This is a genomic window from Geminocystis sp. NIES-3708 (assembly GCF_001548095.1).
Classification (GTDB): domain Bacteria; phylum Cyanobacteriota; class Cyanobacteriia; order Cyanobacteriales; family Cyanobacteriaceae; genus Geminocystis.
Map to the genome: position 1 here is coordinate 739,301 of NZ_AP014815.1, position 22,245 is coordinate 761,545.

A 22,245-nucleotide genomic window follows, 5' to 3' on the forward strand; every position below is an offset into this window, starting at 1 on the left:
TCTATGGCACCAATCGCACTATATACTAATTACTCCTTTTGATCAAAAAAACCTGTTCTGAAAAATTTATATTTGGGGTACAAATTGTTCTTTTTCAGGTACAGTTGTATATTCAGCTACGATTTGACGAAACTCTTCGCCGTCAATGGTTTCTTTTTCAATGAGTAAATCAACTAGACGATCAATAACTTCCCGATTTTCACGAATAATTTGACGGGCGATTTGATGTCCATGTTCAGCTAACATTTTGATTTGAGCATCAATACGAGCAGCACTTTCTTCAGAATATTCCGCACGATTCATAAAACCGCCACCGAGGAAGACTTCTCCTCCTTGTCCTTCTAGGGAAAGAGGCCCTAAATCACTCATCCCGAAACGTGTCACCATCTGACGTGCCATGCCTGTTACCTGCTGTAAATCACCTCCTGCACCAGTAGTTACTTCATCATCCCCAAAAACTTCTTCTTCTGCGGCTCTTCCACCCATTGCCCCGGCAATTCTCGCCATTAACTGAGCTTTGGTTGTTAATCCTTGTTCTTCGTTGGGAGTAAACCATGTTAAACCTTGAGCTTGTCCGCGAGGAATTAAGGTTACTTTTTGTACAGGATCATGATCTTTAACTAAAGTACCAACTATCGCATGACCAACTTCATGATAAGCAATTAAGCGTTTACTTTTACTATCGACTAATGGAGTGCCTTCCATACCAGCGATGACACGATCAACGGCTGCATCAATTTCTGATAAGGTAATTTCGGGTTTACGACGACGGGCAGTTAAAATAGCTGCTTCGTTGAGCAAGTTAGCTAAATCTGCACCACTGAATCCAGGGGTACGACGGGCGATCGCCTCAAGAGAGACACTAGAAGCTAATTTTTTGTTTCGGGCATGAACATCCAAAATACCCATTCTGCCTTTAAAATCAGGGGGATCAACCATTACTTGACGGTCAAAACGACCCGGACGCATTAACGCTGAATCAAGGACATCTGCACGGTTAGTAGCGGCAATGACGATGATTCCAGTGTTACCTTCAAAACCATCCATTTCCGTTAATAATTGGTTCAAAGTTTGTTCTCTTTCATCGTTGCCACCGCCGATACCTGCACCTCTTTGTCTTCCCACAGCGTCAATCTCATCAATAAAGATTAAACAAGGAGCATTTTCTTTCGCTTTTTTGAATAAATCCCGTACACGAGAAGCACCAACACCGACAAACATTTCTACAAATTCTGAACCAGAAATGCTGAAGAAAGGCACACCAGCTTCCCCAGCGATGGCTTTAGCTAGTAAAGTTTTACCCGTACCAGGAGGTCCTACAAGTAAAACACCTTTAGGAATTCTTGCACCAACGGCGGTGAATTTTTCGGGTTGCTTAAGGAAAGTAACAACTTCTTCTAACTCTTCTTTTGCTTCTTCAATACCAGCCACGTCATCAAATTGAATTCCTGTTTTAGCATCCATTTGAAAACGAGCTTTGGATTTGCCAAAATTCATGGCTTGTCCTGGTCCTCCGGGCATATTACTAGAACGACGGAAGAGGAAGAATAAAGAGGCAATCAATAGCACTGGAAAAACTAAGTTACCTAAAATACCCCAGATAGCACCTTCATTACGCAAAGGATGTGAATCGAAATTAATTCCAGATTCTCTTAACTTAGTGATTAATTCGGGAGATGTACCGGGTAAATCAACTCTTAACCTTTGTACTTGACGTAATTCAGGATCGATCGCCTCAACGATTGCTGTACGTCCATTTTCATATAAATCAACACTGCTGACTCTGCCTTTTTCTATATATTCTAAGAATCTTCCATAAGTCATACGAGTACTAGCCGTATTATTACTGTCATCATTTATATTTGTAGCAAAACTACCCTGCCAAATGAAAAAGCCGATTACTAAAAATGGTATTGTCCATAATAGGACTGTACGCCAAGATAATTTCATAATTTTCTTATTTTATTATTTGATGGAGTTGAATAAGTAGTTAACTTGTTCTAATCTCTGTTTTTTACTTAATATCAATTGTAACAACTATTTCTTAACTAAACTTAACATAACTCTCATTTTTTGTGCAACGAAGGAAAAAATTAATTTTTGATTATTGATTGTTAACTGTTCATTGATTTAATAGTCTCGTTTTTCAATACAACTTCTAATTTCGTTGAGATCAATGTATCTATCAGTAGCATTTCGCAGTTCACGAGCAATCATACCATCAGTGGATACTACTGTAATATGGGTATTTTTGGATCTTAAAAGTTCGATAGCTCTTTCAAAATCACCATCACCGCTAAATAAAACCACTCGATCATATTGATCAACGGTGTTAAACATATCAACCACAATTTCAATATCAAGGTTTGCTTTCTGAGAAAAACGCCCAGAACTATCATCGTAATACTCTTTAAGTATCTTTGTCCGCACTGTATAACCGAGGCTAATTAAAGCATCTCGAAAACCTCGTTGATCTTGAGAATCTTTTAATCCTGTGTACCAAAAAGAATTAATTAACATAAATCCTGATTCTTCGGAAAAAAAATCAATTACTTTGCGAGGATCGAAAAACCAACCGTTTTTTTGTTGAGCATAAAACATATTATTTCCATCAACAAATATAGAGATTCTATCTCTAAGTCTGTGCTGACTAATATGATGATTATGATGATTGTGATTTATTTCTGTATTAGTTGAATTAATAATAGTAGTTGAATTAACTTGATATTCTGGATTATATTCAGGTCTAGGAATTAATTGCGGTTTAGGATTTAAAACATTATGCCCATTATTTTCTTCGGTATAATTTGTAGTTGAATTTAGTTCTGAATTTAATTCTAAATACTTTTTTTCAAGGCTATAATTGCTATTATTAAGGTCAAAGTTGTGCATAAAAATAACATCTTATTTAATAAGGTAAAAATAAAAATAGAATAGTTTTTTTTGATATATATTTATGATTATATTCTATACTAATTTTTAAAGATTTAGCCATAGAATTTAGAACTTAAAAGACTCTAAATACTTTTCAAACAATACTTTTCTTCTAAATATTTGGTAACAAAATATACTTTTAAATAAGTACCTAAATGTATATTTAATTTTTAAATTATTAATTAGTTTGTATTTGTTTTTAGTATTATTTTTATCTAAAAAGTATATAGATAAATAGAGAAAGTTACTATAAAATTCAAATTATCTAATTTTTTAGTAATAGATAATATAACTATAAATAAATAATAAAATAGAATAATTAATTAAAATTTTCGGGATAAGAACACCAATCACTCCATCCCCCTGCATATAATTTACAATGATGAATATTAATGGTTTTTAAAGCAAAAATATCGACACAAGCCGTTACTCCTGAACCACAATACACAATAATTTCCTGATAATTTTTATATTGATGCCAAATTGCCTCTAATTCTGTCACTGATTTGAGGTTGCTATTAGTAGTCATATCTTGCCAAAAAACGTTTTTAGCAGATGGAATACTACCAGCTACAGGATCAATCGGTTCAACTTTTCCCTGATAGCGTTCACGCGCTCTAGCATCAATAATGACTGTAGAATCAGAGTTTTGATGATTTTTTACATAATCAATATCTACCAACCAGTTAGATTGCGGTTGTACAGAAAATGATCCTTGACTAAAACTAGGCTTTCTACTATTTATAGGATAATTGAGTCGAATCCACTCTTGCCAACCACCATCAAGAATAAACACTTGATTATGACCTAAATATTGTAGTAACCACCACAAACGAGAAGCAAAAGCAAAACGAGAATCATCATAGACTATGACATTAGTCTGATTTTTGATAATACCAATAGCCTTTAATTTTTCAGCAAAAATCTCAAGATTAGGTAACGGATGCCTTCCGCCATGAGTTTGAATTAGACTTGACAGATCTTTGTTTAAATCTAAATAATAAGCATTTTCAATATGGCTTTGGTTATATTGTTGATAACCCCAATCACTTTCAGAAAGACGAAAGCGACAATCAATAATTTTGACGTTAGGATTATCTATATTCTCTCTGAGCCATTGTGCTGAGACGATAGTCTGAGTTTGACCCATTCTTTATAGTGTTAATTAAATGATAAATAAATATATGATAAATAAAAATATATAGCTATTAGTTTAGCTTTATAGTTGAACTAAATATAATTAGCTACTAATGAATTTTAACAGTCAAAACTCCCCAATGACCAAATTCTTAATTCTTGACCAAATTATTCCCTACACGAGATCGAGCAATACGATAACTTAAGATGATGACTGGTAAAATCCCTACTAAAATAATTGTCAATGCTGGAGCAGAGGCTTCTATCAGTCTTTCATCGGAAGCATATTGATAAACTCTCACCGCAAGAGTATCAAAGTTAAAGGGACGCATTACTAATGTAGCTGGTAATTCTTTTAAAACATCTACAAATACTAGCATGACGGCAGTTAAAATTCCTCCCCACATTAAGGGTAAATGTACTTTAAATAAGGTCGAAAATGCTCCATATCCTAAACTACGAGAAGCATCATCAAGGTTCGGTTTGATCTTGCTCAAACTTGATTCAACGGTATTAAAAGAGACAGCTAAAAATCTAACTAAATACGCATAAATTAAACCGAAAATTGTACCACTTAATAATAATCCTGTGGAAATATTAAAATTATTCATCATCCAAGCGTCAAGACTATTATCAAAATTACCTAAAGGGATTAAAATACCCACTGCAATTACTGAACCAGGTATTGCATAACCCATAGAAGCAATTCGCACAGAAATATTAATGATAAAATGAGGAATTAATCTTTGTCCATAAGCCATAAAAAAACCAACAATAATAGCAATAAATGCACTAATAATAGCAAGAATAAAACTATTTTTTGATAGTTCCCAAAAGCTATCATTTAAAGTTTCTTCTTGATTACTTAAAGTTAAATTTAATAGGTATATACTGGGAATAATAAATCCTAAAATCACTGGAATTGAACACAAAATAAAAGCTAAACTTCCTCTAAAAAAATTAAGGCTATACCGAGGTAATTTTTGGTTACTATTGTTAGTTTGATAATAACGGGCTTGTGATCGAGATAATCTTTCTACCACAATTAAAATAACGATAAACACCATTAAAAAAGATGCTAATTGTGCCGCCGCGACTCTTTCTCCCATGCCAAACCATGTACGATAAATTCCTGTAGTAAAAGTACTTACTCCAAAATATTGTACTGTGCCAAAATCATTAAGAGTTTCCATGAGTGCTAGTGCCAAACCAGCTACAATGGAAGGGCGTGAAGCGGGTAAAGCTACTTTTATAAAACTTTGCCAAGGATTATAACCCAATGAACGACTTGCTTCTAGGGTACAAACTGATTGTTCTAAAAAAGCTACCCTTGCTAAAAGATAAACGTATGGATACAGTACTAATACTAACATAGCGATCGCTCCCCACATATTACGAATAGATGGAAACCAATAATCATCAATACTTTCCCAAGCAAAAATACTTCTGAGCCAAGTTTGTACGGGACCAAAATATGACAACATATCCGTGTAACTAAAAGCAAGAATATAAGCTGGTGCGGCTAAAGGCATTAACAGTAACCACTCTAAAATATTAGAACCAATAAATTCGCACATGGTAACTAACCAAGCACAACCTACTCCAATGATTAAAACTCCAACCGTTACTCCTAACATTAAGTAAAGAGTATTGAGGATATAATCTTTTAAAACCGTATCAATTAAATGTTGCCAAATATCTTGATGATCAGCAAAAATACCCATCAAAACACTAAAAATAGGTACAGAAATCAACAAAGCTACCACTATTACGGATAAATACCATAAATAAATTGGCATATTATTGAATAACTGTTTAAATATAAGATTACTTTTTCTTCCCGTAGGAGAATCTACTTCAAACATAAAATATGGAGAGTTAATATATAAAGATGAACCTTATATTATCACAGGCAATAGACTAAGGAGACTAGCAGATTAGGAAGACTAAAAGATTTGTAAATAAATCAAATTTTATGAGAATATTTACTCTCCTCTTTGCGATAAGATATATTAAGCATCAAATCATTGGAGTATATAAAAAAATGTTAACTTTAAAAATTGTTGTAAATGTTGTTGTAGCCTTTTTCTTGTTATTATTTATCTTCGGTTTTCTTTCTGGAGATCCAGCTCGTAACCCCGGAAGTAAAGACTTAGAATAAGTTTCTGAGATTTAATTACTTACTAATAGACAATTAACAATTACAATAATAAAATTTTTTGGCGGATATTTTTCTATAACTTTTTAATTACAAACACAATGCTATAATCATAAGTCTGGTGAGAGATATATTTCAAATGTTGTGACAATCACAAAAGTTGATTATATAATTGTTAATTTATCAGAATGATAGCGTTTTTATCAAAATCTACTCTTTTGCTCGTTACTTTTTGCTTGATTGTCTAAAACAAATTTCTTATTTAATCAACTCTACAGCATCTTTTCCATCAACAGATTCTAAATAAACCTTTACTTGCTCTTCTTTTGCCGTAGGGAGAGATTTACCAATAAAATCGGGGTGTATTGGTAATTGTCTATGTCCTCTATCTACTAATACCACTAATTTAATCATTTCTGGTCTGCCATATTCACTAACAGCATTTAAAGCAGCTCTAATTGTCCTCCCCCTATAAATCACATCATCTATAAGCACCACAGTTTTTCCAGTAAGATCAAATGGTATTTCTGTTCGTTCTGGTGTTCTCGTTTTTATTTTATCTAAATCATCTCGATAAAAAGTAATATCAATTGCACCAACAGGTACTTTAACTTGTTCAATTACTTCAATTTGACGGGCAATTATATTCGCTAAAGGAACACCTCTAGTATAAATGCCCAATAAAACAACTTGGGATAAATCTGATGCTTCCTCAACGATTTGAGAAGCTAACCTAGTTAAAGTGCGGCGTATTTCATCGGCTGAGAGTATTTCTATAATTTGACTAGACATTATTTTTTAGATTAGAAAATAGTTAGAAAGGAATTTAGAATTAGTGATATTTGACTTTTCATTCCTCATTCCTCATTCCTCATTCCTCATTACTCTACGGCAACTAATACAACGGTTATATTATCAGAACCGCCTCCATCTTTGGCATTTTGTACTAAAATAGCCGCCGCTTCTTCGAGATTTTCAGGCTCTCCTAATGATTTACTTATTAATTCATCAGATACTTCTTCTGTTAAACCATCACTACACAGCAGAAAGCGATCGCCAGATACCGTTTCTTCTATTTTTTGAATATCAATACCTTCGTAAAGATCTCGTCTGCCTAAGCATTGAGATAAAACGTGTCTCCAAGGATGATGTTTTGCGTCTTCAGGAGTAATTTCCCCCGCACGAATTGCTTGAGAGATCCATGTATGATCTAAGGTGACTTGTTCTAAATTTCCTTTTCGTAGTCGATATAATCGAGAATCTCCGACGTGGGCTCTCCAAGTTTCTCCATTTCTAAAGAGAATCATTACTAAAGTTGTACCCATATCTGCCCTAGCAGGGTTAATAATTTGATCCTCTAAAATGCCCTCATTGGCCTGATAGATAGATTTTTCAATGAGCTCATAAGATTCTATGGGGGCTTCCCAATTCTCCTCTAAATACTCTTTAATTACTTCTATGGCGATACGACTGGCTTCTTCTCCTCCAGCATGACCGCCCATACCGTCTGCTAAAATAAAAAACTTACCTTCGGGGTCAATATAATGACTATCCTGATTATAGGGTCTAACTAATCCGGGATCTGTTAAACCAGCAAATGCACATTTCATAAAGTTAATCTAATTTTCAGTTGCAATAATTTATACTTTGCGATCGAATTTATCTAATTGTCTCAGTAAACGGAATAGGGATAAAGCCGGAAAAATACTGAGGACGATAACAGCGATCGCCAATTGCCATAGTCCGTTAACAACCAGTATAGTACTAGATAGAATTAAAGCACTCATAAATAAACTATAGTTAGTTGCCATTTGCATCCCCGTCACACGACGCAATAATCTTTCCGACTCTAATGATCTTACACGTAAACGGAGATCACCTCGTTCTAATTTTTCTATTGTATCCTCTAATCGTCTGGGCAAACTCAAGGCACTGTTACTAACTTGCATAGCTTGACGACTAAATTCATCAAAAATTGATTTACCGACACCGTTATTATTAAAATCACTCATTATTTGTAAAGCGAAAGGTTGTGCTACTTCCATAAAGTTAAATTCAGGATCTAATCCTTTACCGACTCCTTCTAAAGTAGAAAAAGCACGCATAACAAAGGTAAATGTTGCTGGAAAACGGAAAGGTTGATCATAGGCAATTTCGTATAAATCTTCACTAATTTTACTGATAGATTGCTCTTCAAAGGGCTTATCCATAAAATTATCTAACATAAATTGTACCGATCTTCTAACAGGACCTGGATCATCCATTATCGCTAAAGCTTCTAAATCTATTAAAGCACTAACTACTCGATCAGCGTTTTTTTCGGTGATACCAAACAACATCTCGATGAGCTTTTCTTTGACGTTACTTTTGAGTTGCCCCATCATCCCAAAGTCATAAAAAATTAATGCTCCATCAGAAGCTACAGCTAAATTACCCGGATGAGGATCAGCATGGAAAAAACCATCATTTAAGAGTTGTTGTAAGTAGGCTTTTGCCCCTAATTTCGCTAATATCTTGCGATCTAATCCAGCAGCTTCTAAGGCTTCATAATGGCTAATTTTAATACCTGGCATATATTCTAAAGTTAGCACTCTAGGAGAAGTATAACGCCAATAAACCCTCGGCACTTTTACCCAATTAGCCCCTCGAAAATTACGACGGAAAGTATCACCATTTTGTCCTTCCAACAAGTAATCGGTTTCCTCCCACAAAATGCGACAACATTCTTCATAAATACCTAACCAATCTCTACCTTTACCCCATCGAGGATGATTTTGAAAATAGCGAGTAATTTGTTTCAGAATACCTAAATCAATGGTAAATAATTGTGGTAATCCAGGACGTTGAATTTTAACAACGACTTCCTCACCTGAGTATAACTGTGCTTTGTGAACCTGTCCTAAACTAGCCGCCGCAAGAGGTGTAGGATCAAAGCTACGAAATAGTTTATTTAATGATTTTCCTAAATCTTTTTCAATAATAGCGGTAACTTGTTCAAAACTAAAAGCAGGAACTCTATCTTGTAATTTTGATAATTCTTCTACATATTCCACAGGAAAAATATCCGCACGAGTGGAAAACAATTGACCTACCTTAATAAAAGTTGGTCCTAATTCTAGTAAATTTTCCCGAATCCATCCTGCTTGAATCCGCCGTCTTTGCGATCGCTTTTCATCACTATAGCCGTTGCTATAAGTCCATTTTTTGCTATTACGCCAAAGTTTGAAAAGTAGAATTAAAACAAAAGTCCAAATATCGATACGACGACGAAAACTAGAGTAATTGTCTCGATTCCAACGATAGGTTTTTTTCCCTGTTTCTGGTTTATTATTTACTGCCAAAGGGGCAAGACTAGGATTCGGTGGTAAGTATTCTTTCGGATTAGAGTATGCGGATGACACTGATATTTTTATAAATTTGGTTTACTTAGACTATGAGGAATCAGGAATCAGGAATCAGCATTAGGAATTAGTGTTTATTAAAATATTATCTTCTGCTGTTCATCCTTTATCCTTTACTGTTTTTGACGATAATTATTTAATTCTGCCTTTAAACGAGCGATTTCCGCCCTAAGTTCGTCTAATAATTCTTGTAAATCAACGGAAGTATCAACCGTAACAGTTATGGTTGTTGGGTTACTTGATTGTTGTTTTTGTGCTTCAGCCTTAGCTTTAACCTCCCTAGCAAATTCTTCTAGTTTTTGTTTGGTTTCCGCATCGAATTTACCAACATCGCTAAGGATATTTGTCAAAGTATGTTCTACTTTTTCCGTCACGACTTCAGCAAAGGCTTTACCGAAGATAAATGCTTCTGTTAATGGGTTACTCATTTGCAATATTTCTTAACGCTTTTGTTACAAATTATATCTTTATTTTCTCAGATTGGAATAAATAATGTAACTTCTAACGTCAAATATTGATAAAACCAAGTTTATTGAGATTCTGGTTATGGCAGTAGGAAGTCTTTTATAATCAAGGGTTAAGACTTATTACACTAACACAAAAAAGGGTATGAAAAATCGAGTTTTTTCTTTAAAAACTATTACCCATTGTTTATGACCTATTTTTTTGTTCTCCATTTCTGACAACTCGACTTGAATTTGAGTTTATAAAATTATTGATTTTTATGACAAAAACAATTATAATTATATTTGCTGAGAAAAATCAAAGTCGGGGGTTATAGCTCAGTTGGTAGAGCACTGCAATGGCATTGCAGGTGTCACCGGTTCGAGTCCGGTTAGCTCCATTATCAAAAAAAATCACTGACATAGGTAAATATTACCAGTTCAGTGTTTAGTTTATTTTATATATTTTAAACTGTGGATTGAAATTAGATTTGGGTAATACCACAGGTTAGAGGACAAGAAGCATATATAGAACCTTGTTCCATAGTTTTATTGTCATGTAGCCATCCTAACCATTGTACCTCATCAGGTCGGATACCTTTTAAAGTTAATAAGATAGAACTAAACAGAATCACCACCGTAGTGATACCTAAAATGCTACCAGATACTAATAAGATAGCACTGGCTGGGAGAATAGATTGTAAAACTACTGCGGCTAACACCCCTACTGTCATCATAATAACCACTAAGGGGAAACCCACTACCAAAAAGCATACTGTTAAAGTGAACGTCCAGATAAGAAAACTTTTCGACATAGCTAATAGATAACTATTTCGCCAACTGTTTTGATTAGATACTTGCATTGCTTTTGATACTCCCTAAAGATATTAACGACAACAACTCGACAACTCACATTAACAAATTCAAATATTAGAATTATGTGATTCTTTCTTCAGAAAACCACGCCGGACAAACAAAACTTTGTTTAGCGTTACTTTTTTTCTTCCGAAGCTGTTGCGATGTGTCTTCACCGCCTTAAAAAACCACATCATATTAAATTTTTACAAACTTAAGTAAAAACAACTAATGATGATGTTTCTATATTGTCAGTATAGGCATAATAAAACGGAATTGAGGAATTTTGTAATATTTCTTTACTTTTAATTGGAAAAAAGTGTGGTAAAAAATCGTCTTCAAGGCTTAAAATGACTGATTTTTAGTATAGTTTAGGATCTTTTTTGAGGATTCGTTACATTTCTTCACTTATTATGCTTTTTTTCTCATTTTTGTGTTTATTTTTCATCCATACATTTATTTGATATGAGTTAAATTTTTTTCAAAGTGAATTCACTTAAAATATTTGATCACAAAGTAAATGAAAACAAAAATATAGTTCTAGGTTTTTTGACCAATATTAGGTAAATTATTTATTTATTAAAAGAAAATATTTTGAAAAGTAATCACCATGATTTTATTAAAATTAATTAGTTTGACTTTAGCATTAATGCTAGGTTTTATAACAATGATTAATCCAGTACAGGCGTTAGATTATACAAAAAGAGATTTATTTGAAAGTGATTTTTCTGGACAAAATTTAGTTGGTTCAACTTTTAATAAAACTAATCTTCGTAGTAGTAACTTGAGTAATGCTAATTTACAAGGAGTTAGCTTTTTTGGAGCTAATATGGATTCTGCCAATTTAGAAGGTGCTAATTTAAGTAATGCCGTATTAGACTCTGCAAGGATGACAAGAGTAAATCTTCATAATGCTATACTTGAAGGTGCATTTGCTACTAATACTAAATTTGAAAAAGCTAATATTGAAGGTGCAGATTTTACAGATGTTATATTACGTCCTGATGTAGAGGAATTATTATGTGAAATGGCAAGAGGTACTAATCCTATTACAGGAAGAAATACTCGTGACACTCTTTATTGTCCATAAACGATAATATTTTTTACTTTTACTTTCTATATCTGAGTCTATGACCAAAAATTATTGTGATAACGACTCATTTGTAGTAAGTTGTAAAAAGACATCTTCAAGGGAAGGATGACTTCTTTTCATTTCATAAATAGCCAGTCCTTCATGAATAATCATAGAAGCAATGTCTCCTCCTATATCATAATTATCATCAAGAGAAATTTTAACTAAAAAACGATTTTTGCTTTCATTTATTGTCTCAATCTGTACACTTTTAACTCCCAAAAATTGCTCCATTTTTAATGATAAATTACTGATATTTCCCTCAACTTCTATTTCATAACCTGCATTGTTTTGTAACTGTTGTAAAAGTTCATCAGATTTTCCTGTTGCTACAATCGTACCTTTATTAATAATAGTCACAAAATCACAAGTCATACTAACTTCTGGTAAGATATGAGTTGATAAAATTACCGTTCTTTCCCTCGCTAAACTTTTGATTAAATTCCTTACTTCGATAATTTGTCGAGGATCTAAGCCCACAGTTGGTTCATCTAAAATAATAACAGGAGGTTCATGAACAATTGCTTGTGCTATGCCCACTCTTTGACGATAACCTTTCGATAATTTTCTTATAATCGTATCTCCACAATCTTCTAATTGACAACTTTGTAGAGCTTTTTTGATCTTTTCTTCTCGATCACCATTGGCAACACCTTTAATTTTTGTTACAAAGCCCAGATAATCTCTCACCGTCATATCTGTATAAAGAGGAGGGGTTTCCGGTAAATAACCTATTTTTTCCCTTATTGCCATTGGATTTTCATGGACTTCGAAACCAGCAATTTTAACTGTTCCTTCTGTCGCAGGGATGTAACCACTCAGGATACGCATAGTCGTGGTTTTACCAGCACCATTTGGTCCTAAAAACCCTAAAATAGTTCCTTTTGCCACGGAAAAAGATACATTTTTAATGGCTTGAGTAACACCATAAATTTTACTTAAATTTTCAACTTCAATCATAATGATAGGATGATAAACAGTAAAGAAGAATAAACCTTAACTTTTAATTCATAACTTACAATATAAGTCTTAATAATCATAAAAGCCCATCCATTATATTCATCAATTTAATACTCTTATCAGATAATTCTTCCTGAAAATCTTGTTTGATCTGACATTCTAATAAACCCTTCATCGCAATTAATTTTAAGCTATTTTCCGCATAGGCTTGACTGATAGCATCTCCTGACTTCACATAACCAATAGCACCTAAATCCATTAACGCAGATCTTCTTAATTGTAATTCTTCTCCACCTAAAGCAGATACTAAAATTTCACCATAAATATCATCATTAGTTAATTGATACATTGCCCTTGCTGCCGCATAAGCTATTTTTTTTGTAGGATGTTCAAGAAAAGGCTTAATCAAATTTTCAGCCTGTTTTGCTTTAAGAGTTCCTAAAGCCTCAATAATAGCTTCATAAGGTTGATTCAAATAAGGTTTGCCAATTACTATTTCAAAGGCATAACTGGTTAATTCTCCATCTTTCACCGAACTACTTAAAAGATTGATTAGAGGTTCAACGGCTCTTAAATCACCTAACATTTCTAAGGCTTGAGCCGCAGATTCTCGAACATAATAATCATCACACTCAAAACACTTAATTAAAGGTTCAACAGCTCTCAAATCTTCTAATTTCCCCAGTGCCTTTGCCGAATTTCTACGTAAAGGAAAACCACCATCAGGTGCTCGATCTTCAAAATCTTCGAGAGCATTAATTAGACTATCAATAGCATCCCTAGTTTTAACTCGAAATTTACCCAACCACCAAGCAGCATAATATCTTAATCCTAAATCTTTTTTCTGGTTTAAATTAGCAATTGCTATTTCTGGAGTTAGAGATATTTCGGTATTCATGAAAAAATTATTCAAAAAAAGTCAACATTCTTATTGTAAAGAATAACATCAATATGTTTTAAAGAAAAAAGTATGAAAAAAGCACCCTAAGTATTGATAGAGTGCTTTTAAGTTCTGATATGTATCTTATTTAGAGTGTGAGAAAATTAAAGCTGGCATGGAACTATTGTCCCGTGGGGCTACCCCCAGAGTATCGTCGCCGCGATTGCGTTTCACCCACGAGTTCGAGATGGATCGTAGTGGTTCCACAATGCTAAACACACCAGCTAAGACTATGAAAGTTAAATAACCCTCAAGACTGCATGAAATAGTAAATAGATTTTAAGATTAGGTCAAGCGGACGGTCTGTTAGTACACTTTGGCTCCATACATTACTGCACTTCCACCTCGTGCCTATTAACGGGTGTTCTTCCCGTGACCTTACACCAGAATACTCATCTTGAGGTGGGCTTCCCACTTAGATGCTTTCAGCGGTTATCCTCTCCGTACTTGGCTACCCAGCGTTTACCGTTGGCACGATAACTGGTACACCAGCGGTACGTCCTTCCCGGTCCTCTCGTACTAAGGAAGGCTCCTCTCAATATTCTCACGCCTGCACCGGATATGGACCGAACTGTCTCACGACGTTCTGAACCCAGCTCACGTACCGCTTTAATGGGCGAACAGCCCAACCCTTGGGACGTACTTCCGCCCCAGGTTGCGATGAGCCGACATCGAGGTGCCAAACCTCCCCGTCGATGTGAACTCTTGGGGGAGATCAGCCTGTTATCCCTAGAGTAACTTTTATCCGTTGAGCGACGGCCCTTCCACACAGCACCGTCGGATCACTAAAACCGTGTTTCCACCCTGCTTGACTTGTCAGTCTCGCAGTCAAGCTACCTTCTGCTTTTGCACTCTTCGACTGATTTCCAACCAGTCTGAGGTAACCTTTGTACGCCTCCGTTACTTTTTTGGAGGCGACCGCCCCAGTCAAACTACCCACCTGAAACTTTCCGGTTTTACCGTTAGAATTCTAGCTTTCTGAGAGTGGTATCTCACTGTTGGCTCTAGTATCCCCACAAGGATACCTTCAACGCCTCCCACCTATACTGCGCACAGCAAGCCCGAACACAATTCCAAGCTATAGTAAAGCTTCATAGGGTCTTTCTGTCCAAGTGCAGGTAGTCCGTATCTTCACAGACAATCCTATTTCGCCGAGTCTCTCTCCGAGACAGTGCCCAGATCGTTACGCCTTTCGTGCGGGTCGGAACTTACCCGACAAGGAATTTCGCTACCTTAGGACCGTTATAGTTACGGCCGCCGTTCACCGGGGCTTCAGTCGCTAGCTTCAGATTACTCCTGACCAACTTCTTTAACCTTCCGGCACTGGGCAGGCGTCAGCCCCTATACTTCCTCTTTCGAGTTTGCAGAGACCTATGTTTTTGCTAAACAGTCGCCTGGGCCTTTTCACTGCAACCAACGTTTCCGTTGGCACTCCTTCTCCCGAAGTTACGGAGTCATTTTGCCGAGTTCCTTAGAGAGAGTTCTCTCGCTCCCCTTAGTATTCTCTACTTGCCCACCTGTGTCGGTTTCGGGTACCGGGACTTTATTTTCAACATCATCATCGCTTTTCTTGCCGCTATCTTTCTACACGCGCAGTAAACTGCTCCCAATCCACTCAGGGTGTGTTTAGTTTTCACGGGTCCCGATGATGACTCCCATAAAGCCACGCAGGAATATTCACCTGCTTGCCATCGACTACGCTTTTCGCTTCGCCTTAGGTCCGGGCTAACTCTCCACGGACGAGCCTTCTGGAGAAACCCTTGGGCTTTCGGGGTTAAGGATTCTCACCTTAATTTTCGCTACTTAAGCCGACATTCTCACTTCTATACTGTCCACATCTGCTTGCCGCTAATGCTTCACCCTATATAGAACGCTCCCCTACCACTTAATGTTTCCATTGAGTCCATAGCTTCGGTGATTAACTTAGCCCCGTTCATTTTCGGCGCAGGAGCGCTTGACCAGTGAGCTATTACGCACTCTTTCAAGGATTGCTGCTTCTAGGCAAACCTCCTGGTTGTCTAAGCACTCCCACCTCCTTTCTCACTTAGTTAATACTTTGGGACCTTAGCTGATGGTCTGGGCTGTTTCCCTCTTGACGATGAAGCTTATCCCCCACCGTCTCACTAGTGCTATAGTTATGGGTATTCTGAGTTTGTCTCATCTTGGTACCGCTCTCGCAGCCCGCAACGAAACAGTGCTTTACCCCCCATTTCCTGATACACCGCTGCGCCTCAACACATTTCGGGGAGAACCAGCTAGCTCCGGGTTCGATTGGCATTTCACCCCTAACCACAGCTCCTCCGCCAATTTTTCAACATTGGTCGGTTCGGACCTCCACTTCGTGTTACCGAAGCTTCATCCTGGCCATGGTTAGATCACCCGGGTTCGGGTCTACAAACAGTGACTAACGCCCTTTTCGGACTCGGTTTCCCTTTGGCTTCATCTTTTCGATTTAACCTGCCACTGCCTGTAAGTCGCCGGCTCATTCTTCAACAGGCACACGGTCATCCGTTTAATCGGACTCCCATTGCTTGTAAGCTGATGGTTTCATGTTCTATTTCACTCCCCTCCCGGGGTTCTTTTCACCTTTCCCTCGCGGTACTTTTCTCTATCGGTCACACTTTGTATTTAGCCTTACCACGTGGTCGTGGCTGATTCACACTAGATTCCACTTATCTCGTGCTACTCGGGATTCACCTAGGATTAATTTGGTTTTCAATTACAGGACTTTTACCTTCTCTGGTCTAGTTTTCAGCTAGTTCGTTTAACCTCTTCTTTCCATCTCGATGTCCCACTACCCCAGTCTTCGTAAACACTGGTTTAGGCTGTTCCCGCTTCGCTCGCCGCTACTAGGGGAATCACTTTTGTTTTCTCTTCCTCTGGCTACTAAGATGTTTCAGTTCACCAGGTTCGCTCATCACTACTAATAGTAGTGTGTTTTTAGGGTTGCCCCATTCGGACACTCTCGGCTCATAGTCTGCTTCCGACTCCCCGAGACTTTTCGTAGGTTGCTACGTCCTTCTTCGCCTTCGTGTGCCTAGGTATCCACCATCAGCCCTTGATTGCTTGACCTGTCTGTCATTTTACAGCTTTTTCTACTTACTTTTTCTATGCAGTTTTCAAGGTTCTTACTGAACAACGGTTCAGCATCCATTTTTTGGTGCTAATTTGTTCCCTGGAGATAAGCGGACTCGAACCGCTGACATCCTGCTTGCAAAGCAGGCGCTCTACCAACTGAGCTATACCCCCAATCTTTTTTCTCTCTTGGAAAAATTTACTTCTTCTCCCAAAAGAAGTGGGCCATCCTGGACTTGAACCAGGGACCTCACCCTTATCAGGGGTGCGCTCTAACCACCTGAGCTAATAGCCCGTGAACCTATTCTTAATAGTTTGAATGCCTTTTTCTCACTCTTGCTGACTTCTATTCGAAGTCTCCCTTTAAGGAGGTGATCCAGCCACACCTTCCGGTACGGCTACCTTGTTACGACTTCACCCCAGTCACTAGTCCCACCTTCGGCATCCTCCTCCTTTACAGGTTGGAGTAACGACTTCGGGCGTGACCAACTTCCATGGTGTGACGGGCGGTGTGTACAAGACCCGGGAACGGATTCACCGCAGTATGCTGACCTGCGATTACTAGCGATTCCTCCTTCATGCAGGCGAGTTTCAGCCTGCAATCTGAACTGGGGCTGAGTTTGCTGGGATTCGCTCCACTTCGCAGCTTCGCTTCCCTTTGTCTCAACCATTGTAGTACGTGTGTAGCCCAAGACGTAAGGGGCATGCTGACTTGACGTCATCCCCACCTTCCTCCGAGTTCTCCCCGGCGGTCTCCCTAGAGTCCCCAACTTAATGCTGGCAACTAAGGACGAGGGTTGCGCTCGTTGCGGGACTTAACCCAACATCTCACGACACGAGCTGACGACAGCCATGCACCACCTGTCTCTGCGTTCCCTAAGGCACTCTTTCGTTTCCAAAAGATTCGCAGGATGTCAAGCCTTGGTAAGGTTCTTCGCGTTGCATCGAATTAAACCACATACTCCACCGCTTGTGCGGGTCCCCGTCAATTCCTTTGAGTTTCACACTTGCGTGCGTACTCCCCAGGCGGGATACTTAACGCGTTTGCTTCGGCACTGTCTGGGTCGATACAGACAACACCTAGTATCCATCGTTTACCGCTAGGACTACAGGGGTATCTAATCCCTTTCGCTACCCTAGCTTTCGTCCCTCAGTGTCAGTATATGCCCAGTAGAGCGCCTTCGCCACTGGTGTTCTTCCTAATCTCTACGCATTTCACCGCTACACTAGGAATTCCCTCTACCCCTACTATACTCTAGCTTTTCAGTTTCCACCGCCTACCCGAAGTTGAGCTTCGGTCTTTGACAGCAGACTTGAAATGCCACCTACGGACGCTTTACGCCCAATGATTCCGGATAACGCTTGCATCCTCCGTATTACCGCGGCTGCTGGCACGGAGTTAGCCGATGCTTATATTAGGTACCGTCACTTTCTTCTTCCCTAAGTTTTGAGGTTTACAACCCAAGAGCCTTCCTCCCTCACGCGGTATTGCTCCGTCAGGCTTTCGCCCATTGCGGAAAATTCCCCACTGCTGCCTCCCGTAGGAGTCTGGGCCGTGTCTCAGTCCCAGTGTGGCTGCTCATCCTCTCAGACCAGCTACTGATCGTCGCCATGGTAGTCCATTACACTACCATCTAGCTAATCAGACGCGAGCTCCTCTTCAGGCGATAAATCTTTTACTTCTCAGCTCATCCGGTATTAGCAGTCGTTTCCAACTGTTGTCCCCGACCTCAAGGCAGATTCTCACGTGTTCCTCACCCGTCCGCCACTATCACCTAAGTGACCGTTCGACTTGCATGTGTTAAGCATACCGCCAGCGTTCATCCTGAGCCAGGATCAAACTCTCCATTGTAGATTCCTTTTCACCTAAGTTACTTAGTTCTCTCAACGAGCTTTTTGATTGCTCTTTTTGTTAGTAATTTAATACTTGCTTTGTTAATTTAAAGTTCTTTAACAAGGGTGTATGTTATATTTGAAAATGGCTTTCAAACTATTAAATTGTCGAGGTTCGTGGTGTGTTAGACTGAGTCAATTGGCTCAATCACACATTTACTAATATAACTAATAATTCTAGAATCTGCAACTCTTTTTTTAAATATTTTTTTCAAGGATGCTTTTAACGGGATAAATACTTTTGATACTAAGCTTTACAGGGATTAATCTTTTTTTGTGTTTCATTTACTTTTATGGGGTTGAAGCTACAATCAATAATATTTGATTTAGTTAAAATAAGGATAAAAGTGTTTTGTGAGGGTTTTTGTTTATGTCTGAAAATAATTTGGTTGATAAGTCAATGGAAGGGCTTAATCAATCTGTCACGGTGGAGAAAAAAAATGTATTGGAAAATTTCAAAGTTTTTTTATCTAGTTGGCGCTTTAAGGTAGCCGCTGTAATTGGGGTGTTGATGATGTTGATGTTGTTCATTTTTTATTGGCAACATTTGATTGCGGTTATGGGAATGAATATGTGGGTTAATCATGCTAACGCTAAAGCAATTGATTGTATGGTAAAAGATACTAATGATGATGAATATATTAGTTGTACAGCAATGATGGATGATCAAGTTATACCCTTAGAGTGTGGGACTAGTATCTTGAATATTGGTTGTCGAGTTAATTATGGTAATGCTTCTCCTTCTTTTAAAGGTTTGGGAGTGAAGGGAAGTCGTTGATTTTTATTTACTTTTAATATAAGCAAGGGATTGTGTCCAAATCAATATTTTCTCTTTTTTACTATTCTGAAGACAAAAACAATTTTGATCTTGCCATAATATTAATCCTTGTTCTGATTGATTGGTTATTAATCCAATTTCTACAGGGGTTTTATTTTTAATAAAGGTTTGTATTTGTCTAATACTGGGAAAGCCGGTGTTAAATACTGTCATAATTATTAGTTATTGTTTCTAATTTAGGTTTTTGCTATGACTTTGAAGTTTACCAAATATCATGGACTTGGTAATGATTTTATTTTAATTGATAATTTGGCTTCCTCTGAGCCTTTAATTTCTCCTGATGAGGCAGTGAAATTATGCGATCGTCATTTTGGTATTGGTGCAGATGGTGTTATTTTTGTTTTACGAACAAAAAATTCTACTGATTATAGTATGCGGATTTTCAATTCTGATGGCTCTGAACCAGAAATGTGTGGTAATGGTATTCGTTGTTTTGCTCAATTCATTACAGAGTTAGAAGGTATTGAAAGGATTGGAAAAACTTATAAAATCGATACTTTAGCGGGGTTAATTTCTCCAACTATTATGGGTAATGGACAAATTAAAGTAGATATGGGTGAGCCACAATTATTAGCACAAAACATTCCCACAACTTTAATGAAAAAAGACGAAAAAGTTGTTAACGAGTTGTTGGTGATTGATGATCAAGATTATTTTGTTACCTGTGTGAGTATGGGTAATCCTCATTGTTTAGTCTTTGTTGATGATATTGATAGTGTTGATTTAATCAAAGTTGGTCCTTTATTTGAAAAGAATAACTACTTTCCTCAAAAAACAAATACTGAGTTTATAGAGGTTATTTCCTCCAATTATTTGAAGATGAAGGTATGGGAAAGAGGTGCTGGTATTACTTTGGCTTGTGGCACTGGTGCTTGTGCTACTGTAGTAGCTGGTGTTTTAAATAATAAATGTGATCGTTCTACAACGGTAGAGTTACCCGGTGGTTGCTTGGAAATTGAATGGTCAGAAAAAGACAATCATGTTTATATGACTGGTCCTGCCACGAAGGTATTTTCAGGAGAAGTTGTTTAAATAATGTTAATTTTCTGAATTTATTTAAAGATAGTTTTTATATTTAATTAGATAAATCAGAATTTTTAGGCTATTAAGATTATATAGTAACCCTACTACGTGATTAAGCGTAATACAGGGTATAGATGATGACTAACTTAAAAGACAAGGAGACTCCACACACAGGAAGATAATCTTTTTTATGAATAAAATTCTCTTAAAAATGTGAAATTATTGGGAATTTTCTTCCTATCCATTTTTCTACTTATCTATCTGTTATGTTTTCATCATATTTTCTGTCTAACTACTGTATTGTTAAATACAATAACCATGAGAAGAACATCACCAGTTGTACAATGAGATAAATTCAAAAGCCGATTACAAAATATTCAGAATATCCCATGAAAATAGCTATTTTATCTCAAGATAGTAGCCTTTATTCCACTAAAAGATTAAAAGAAGCAGGAGAAAAAAGAGGGCATCAAATGAAGGTGGTAAATTATCTTCGATGCTACATGAATATAACTTCTCATAAACCAACAGTGGTATATGGTGGAAAAACTCTAGAAAATTTTGATGCTATTATTCCTCGTATTGGTGCGTCAAAGACGTTTTACGGCTTGGCGGTAGTAAGACAATTCGAGGTAATGGGAGTTTTTAGTGCGAATGAATCTCAAGCTATTTCAAGATCTCGTGATAAATTGCGTTGTGTGCAAATTTTAGCACGAGAAGGTATTGGTTTACCTGTCACTGGTTTTGCCCATGATACCGAAGATATAGATGGCTTAATTGAAACTGTCGGCGGTGCGCCTTTGGTGATTAAATTATTAGAAGGAACTCAGGGTATAGGTGTTGTTTTAGCGGAAACTTATCAAGCGGCAAAGTCAGTAATTCAGGCTTTTAAAGGATTAAATGCCAATATTTTAGTGCAAGAATTTATTAAAGAAGCAGGAGGAGCAGATATTCGTTGTTTTGTCGTCGGGAATAAAGTTGTAGCGGCAATGAAAAGACAAGGTCCCGAAGGAGATTTTCGTTCTAATCTTCATCGAGGTGGTAAAGCAGAGAAAATCAAATTAACCCCAGAGGAAAGAAGTACGGCTATTCGTTCTGCAAAGGCAATGGGATTAAGGATTGCTGGAGTGGATTTACTGCGTTCAAATCATGGCCCAGTAGTAATGGAAGTTAATTCTTCTCCCGGATTAGAAGGTATTGAAAAAGCTAGTCAGATTGATGTTGCTGATAAAATTATTGATTTTCTGGAAAAAAATGTGGAAATAGGTAATAGTACTCGTGATCGTATTCAGTTTTAGTGACTTTTTAAATAATTTTTAGAAAATACATCCTATTTTAAAAACAATAAAATCATTTCCCATTCCTCATCTTGACATTCACATTCAACATTCCCGATTACATAATTAAATAATCAAAAAACTGAAATTATTATCGGAATTTTGACGAAAAATGATAA

The 22,245-nt window shown here is 37.0% G+C and carries 17 protein-coding genes, 3 tRNA genes and 3 rRNA genes; 6 read left to right on the top strand and 17 right to left on the bottom strand.

Going from position 1 to position 22,245, the window contains the following annotated elements:
* Positions 1-66 precede the first annotated feature (66 nt).
* The 4 genes from ftsH2 to GM3708_RS03130 form a co-directional block, all read right to left on the bottom strand.
* Positions 67-1,950, bottom strand: coding sequence for an ATP-dependent zinc metalloprotease FtsH2 (gene ftsH2 / locus GM3708_RS03115; protein WP_066344052.1), 1,884 nt, complete (start codon positions 1,948-1,950; stop codon positions 67-69).
* A 180-nt stretch (positions 1,951-2,130) separates the two neighbouring features.
* Positions 2,131-2,655 carry an NYN domain-containing protein gene (locus GM3708_RS19210; RefSeq protein WP_255358438.1) on the bottom strand — a complete coding sequence of 175 codons (525 nt, stop codon included), beginning with the start codon at positions 2,653-2,655 and terminating at the stop codon, positions 2,131-2,133.
* A 598-nt stretch (positions 2,656-3,253) separates the two neighbouring features.
* Complete coding sequence (locus GM3708_RS03125; RefSeq protein ID WP_066344053.1) at positions 3,254-4,084, bottom strand: sulfurtransferase; 831 nt, start codon at positions 4,082-4,084, stop codon at positions 3,254-3,256.
* Between the two features lie 139 nt (positions 4,085-4,223).
* The gene (locus GM3708_RS03130; protein ID WP_066349322.1) at positions 4,224-5,870 is read right to left on the bottom strand and encodes an iron ABC transporter permease; all 1,647 of its coding nucleotides are present in this window, start codon (positions 5,868-5,870) and stop codon (positions 4,224-4,226) included.
* Between the two features lie 245 nt (positions 5,871-6,115).
* On the opposite strand from GM3708_RS03130, the gene GM3708_RS03135 reads away from it, so the two are divergent.
* Complete coding sequence (locus GM3708_RS03135) at positions 6,116-6,232, top strand: photosystem II reaction center protein I (RefSeq protein ID WP_017293109.1); 117 nt, start codon at positions 6,116-6,118, stop codon at positions 6,230-6,232.
* Between the two features lie 255 nt (positions 6,233-6,487).
* Here GM3708_RS03135 and pyrR read toward each other — a convergent pair whose 3' ends face one another.
* The 4 genes from pyrR to GM3708_RS03155 all read right to left on the bottom strand — a co-directional run bounded on the left by pyrR (position 6,488) and on the right by GM3708_RS03155 (position 10,058).
* Positions 6,488-7,021, bottom strand: coding sequence for a bifunctional pyr operon transcriptional regulator/uracil phosphoribosyltransferase PyrR (pyrR, locus tag GM3708_RS03140; RefSeq protein WP_066344057.1), 534 nt, complete (start codon positions 7,019-7,021; stop codon positions 6,488-6,490).
* 89 nt (positions 7,022-7,110) lie between these two features.
* Positions 7,111-7,839 (bottom strand): PP2C family serine/threonine-protein phosphatase, encoded by a 729-nt coding sequence (locus tag GM3708_RS03145; protein WP_066344058.1) that lies wholly within the window; start codon positions 7,837-7,839, stop codon positions 7,111-7,113.
* A gap of 30 nt (positions 7,840-7,869) precedes the next feature.
* Positions 7,870-9,570, bottom strand: coding sequence for an AarF/ABC1/UbiB kinase family protein (locus tag GM3708_RS03150; RefSeq protein WP_066349323.1), 1,701 nt, complete (start codon positions 9,568-9,570; stop codon positions 7,870-7,872).
* Between the two features lie 173 nt (positions 9,571-9,743).
* Complete coding sequence (locus tag GM3708_RS03155) at positions 9,744-10,058, bottom strand: DUF6825 family protein (protein WP_066344059.1); 315 nt, start codon at positions 10,056-10,058, stop codon at positions 9,744-9,746.
* A 343-nt stretch (positions 10,059-10,401) separates the two neighbouring features.
* Between GM3708_RS03155 and GM3708_RS03160 the strand changes: the two genes are divergently transcribed.
* Positions 10,402-10,474: transfer RNA gene (locus GM3708_RS03160), tRNA-Ala, on the top strand.
* A gap of 84 nt (positions 10,475-10,558) precedes the next feature.
* On the opposite strand, the gene GM3708_RS03165 is transcribed toward GM3708_RS03160, so the two are convergent.
* The gene (locus GM3708_RS03165) at positions 10,559-10,936 is read right to left on the bottom strand and encodes a hypothetical protein (protein WP_066344064.1); all 378 of its coding nucleotides are present in this window, start codon (positions 10,934-10,936) and stop codon (positions 10,559-10,561) included.
* Positions 10,937-11,538: 602 nt separating this feature from the next.
* Here GM3708_RS03165 and GM3708_RS03170 point away from each other — a divergent pair.
* Positions 11,539-12,018 (top strand): pentapeptide repeat-containing protein, encoded by a 480-nt coding sequence (locus tag GM3708_RS03170; protein ID WP_066344065.1) that lies wholly within the window; start codon positions 11,539-11,541, stop codon positions 12,016-12,018.
* A gap of 51 nt (positions 12,019-12,069) precedes the next feature.
* On the opposite strand, the gene GM3708_RS03175 is transcribed toward GM3708_RS03170, so the two are convergent.
* The 7 genes from GM3708_RS03175 to GM3708_RS03205 all read right to left on the bottom strand — a co-directional run bounded on the left by GM3708_RS03175 (position 12,070) and on the right by GM3708_RS03205 (position 18,887).
* Positions 12,070-13,020, bottom strand: a complete 951-nt coding sequence (locus tag GM3708_RS03175) for an ABC transporter ATP-binding protein (protein WP_066344066.1) — start codon at positions 13,018-13,020, stop codon at positions 12,070-12,072.
* Between the two features lie 76 nt (positions 13,021-13,096).
* Complete coding sequence (locus GM3708_RS03180; protein WP_066344067.1) at positions 13,097-13,918, bottom strand: HEAT repeat domain-containing protein; 822 nt, start codon at positions 13,916-13,918, stop codon at positions 13,097-13,099.
* Between the two features lie 150 nt (positions 13,919-14,068).
* Positions 14,069-14,185: ribosomal RNA gene (gene rrf / locus GM3708_RS03185) — 5S ribosomal RNA — on the bottom strand.
* Positions 14,186-14,246: 61 nt separating this feature from the next.
* A 23S ribosomal RNA gene (locus GM3708_RS03190) occupies positions 14,247-17,032 on the bottom strand.
* A gap of 104 nt (positions 17,033-17,136) precedes the next feature.
* Positions 17,137-17,209: transfer RNA gene (locus tag GM3708_RS03195), tRNA-Ala, on the bottom strand.
* 47 nt (positions 17,210-17,256) lie between these two features.
* Positions 17,257-17,330, bottom strand: a tRNA-Ile gene (locus GM3708_RS03200).
* Between the two features lie 69 nt (positions 17,331-17,399).
* Positions 17,400-18,887: ribosomal RNA gene (locus GM3708_RS03205) — 16S ribosomal RNA — on the bottom strand.
* The 16S, 23S and 5S rRNA genes sit together here with 2 tRNA genes alongside, the layout of an rRNA operon.
* Positions 18,888-19,298: 411 nt before the next feature.
* On the opposite strand from GM3708_RS03205, the gene GM3708_RS03210 reads away from it, so the two are divergent.
* Complete coding sequence (locus tag GM3708_RS03210; RefSeq protein ID WP_066344069.1) at positions 19,299-19,706, top strand: hypothetical protein; 408 nt, start codon at positions 19,299-19,301, stop codon at positions 19,704-19,706.
* A 3-nt stretch (positions 19,707-19,709) separates the two neighbouring features.
* Here GM3708_RS03210 and GM3708_RS03215 read toward each other — a convergent pair whose 3' ends face one another.
* Positions 19,710-19,919, bottom strand: coding sequence for an Hfq-related RNA-binding protein (locus GM3708_RS03215; RefSeq protein WP_066344071.1), 210 nt, complete (start codon positions 19,917-19,919; stop codon positions 19,710-19,712).
* Positions 19,920-19,955: 36 nt separating this feature from the next.
* Here GM3708_RS03215 and dapF point away from each other — a divergent pair, with 36 nt between their 5' ends.
* Complete coding sequence (gene dapF / locus GM3708_RS03220; RefSeq protein ID WP_066344072.1) at positions 19,956-20,798, top strand: diaminopimelate epimerase; 843 nt, start codon at positions 19,956-19,958, stop codon at positions 20,796-20,798.
* Between the two features lie 380 nt (positions 20,799-21,178).
* Entirely contained in the window at positions 21,179-22,087 is a 909-nt protein-coding gene (gene rimK / locus GM3708_RS03225; RefSeq protein ID WP_066344075.1) for a 30S ribosomal protein S6--L-glutamate ligase, read from the top strand.
* Positions 22,088-22,245 lie beyond the last annotated feature (158 nt).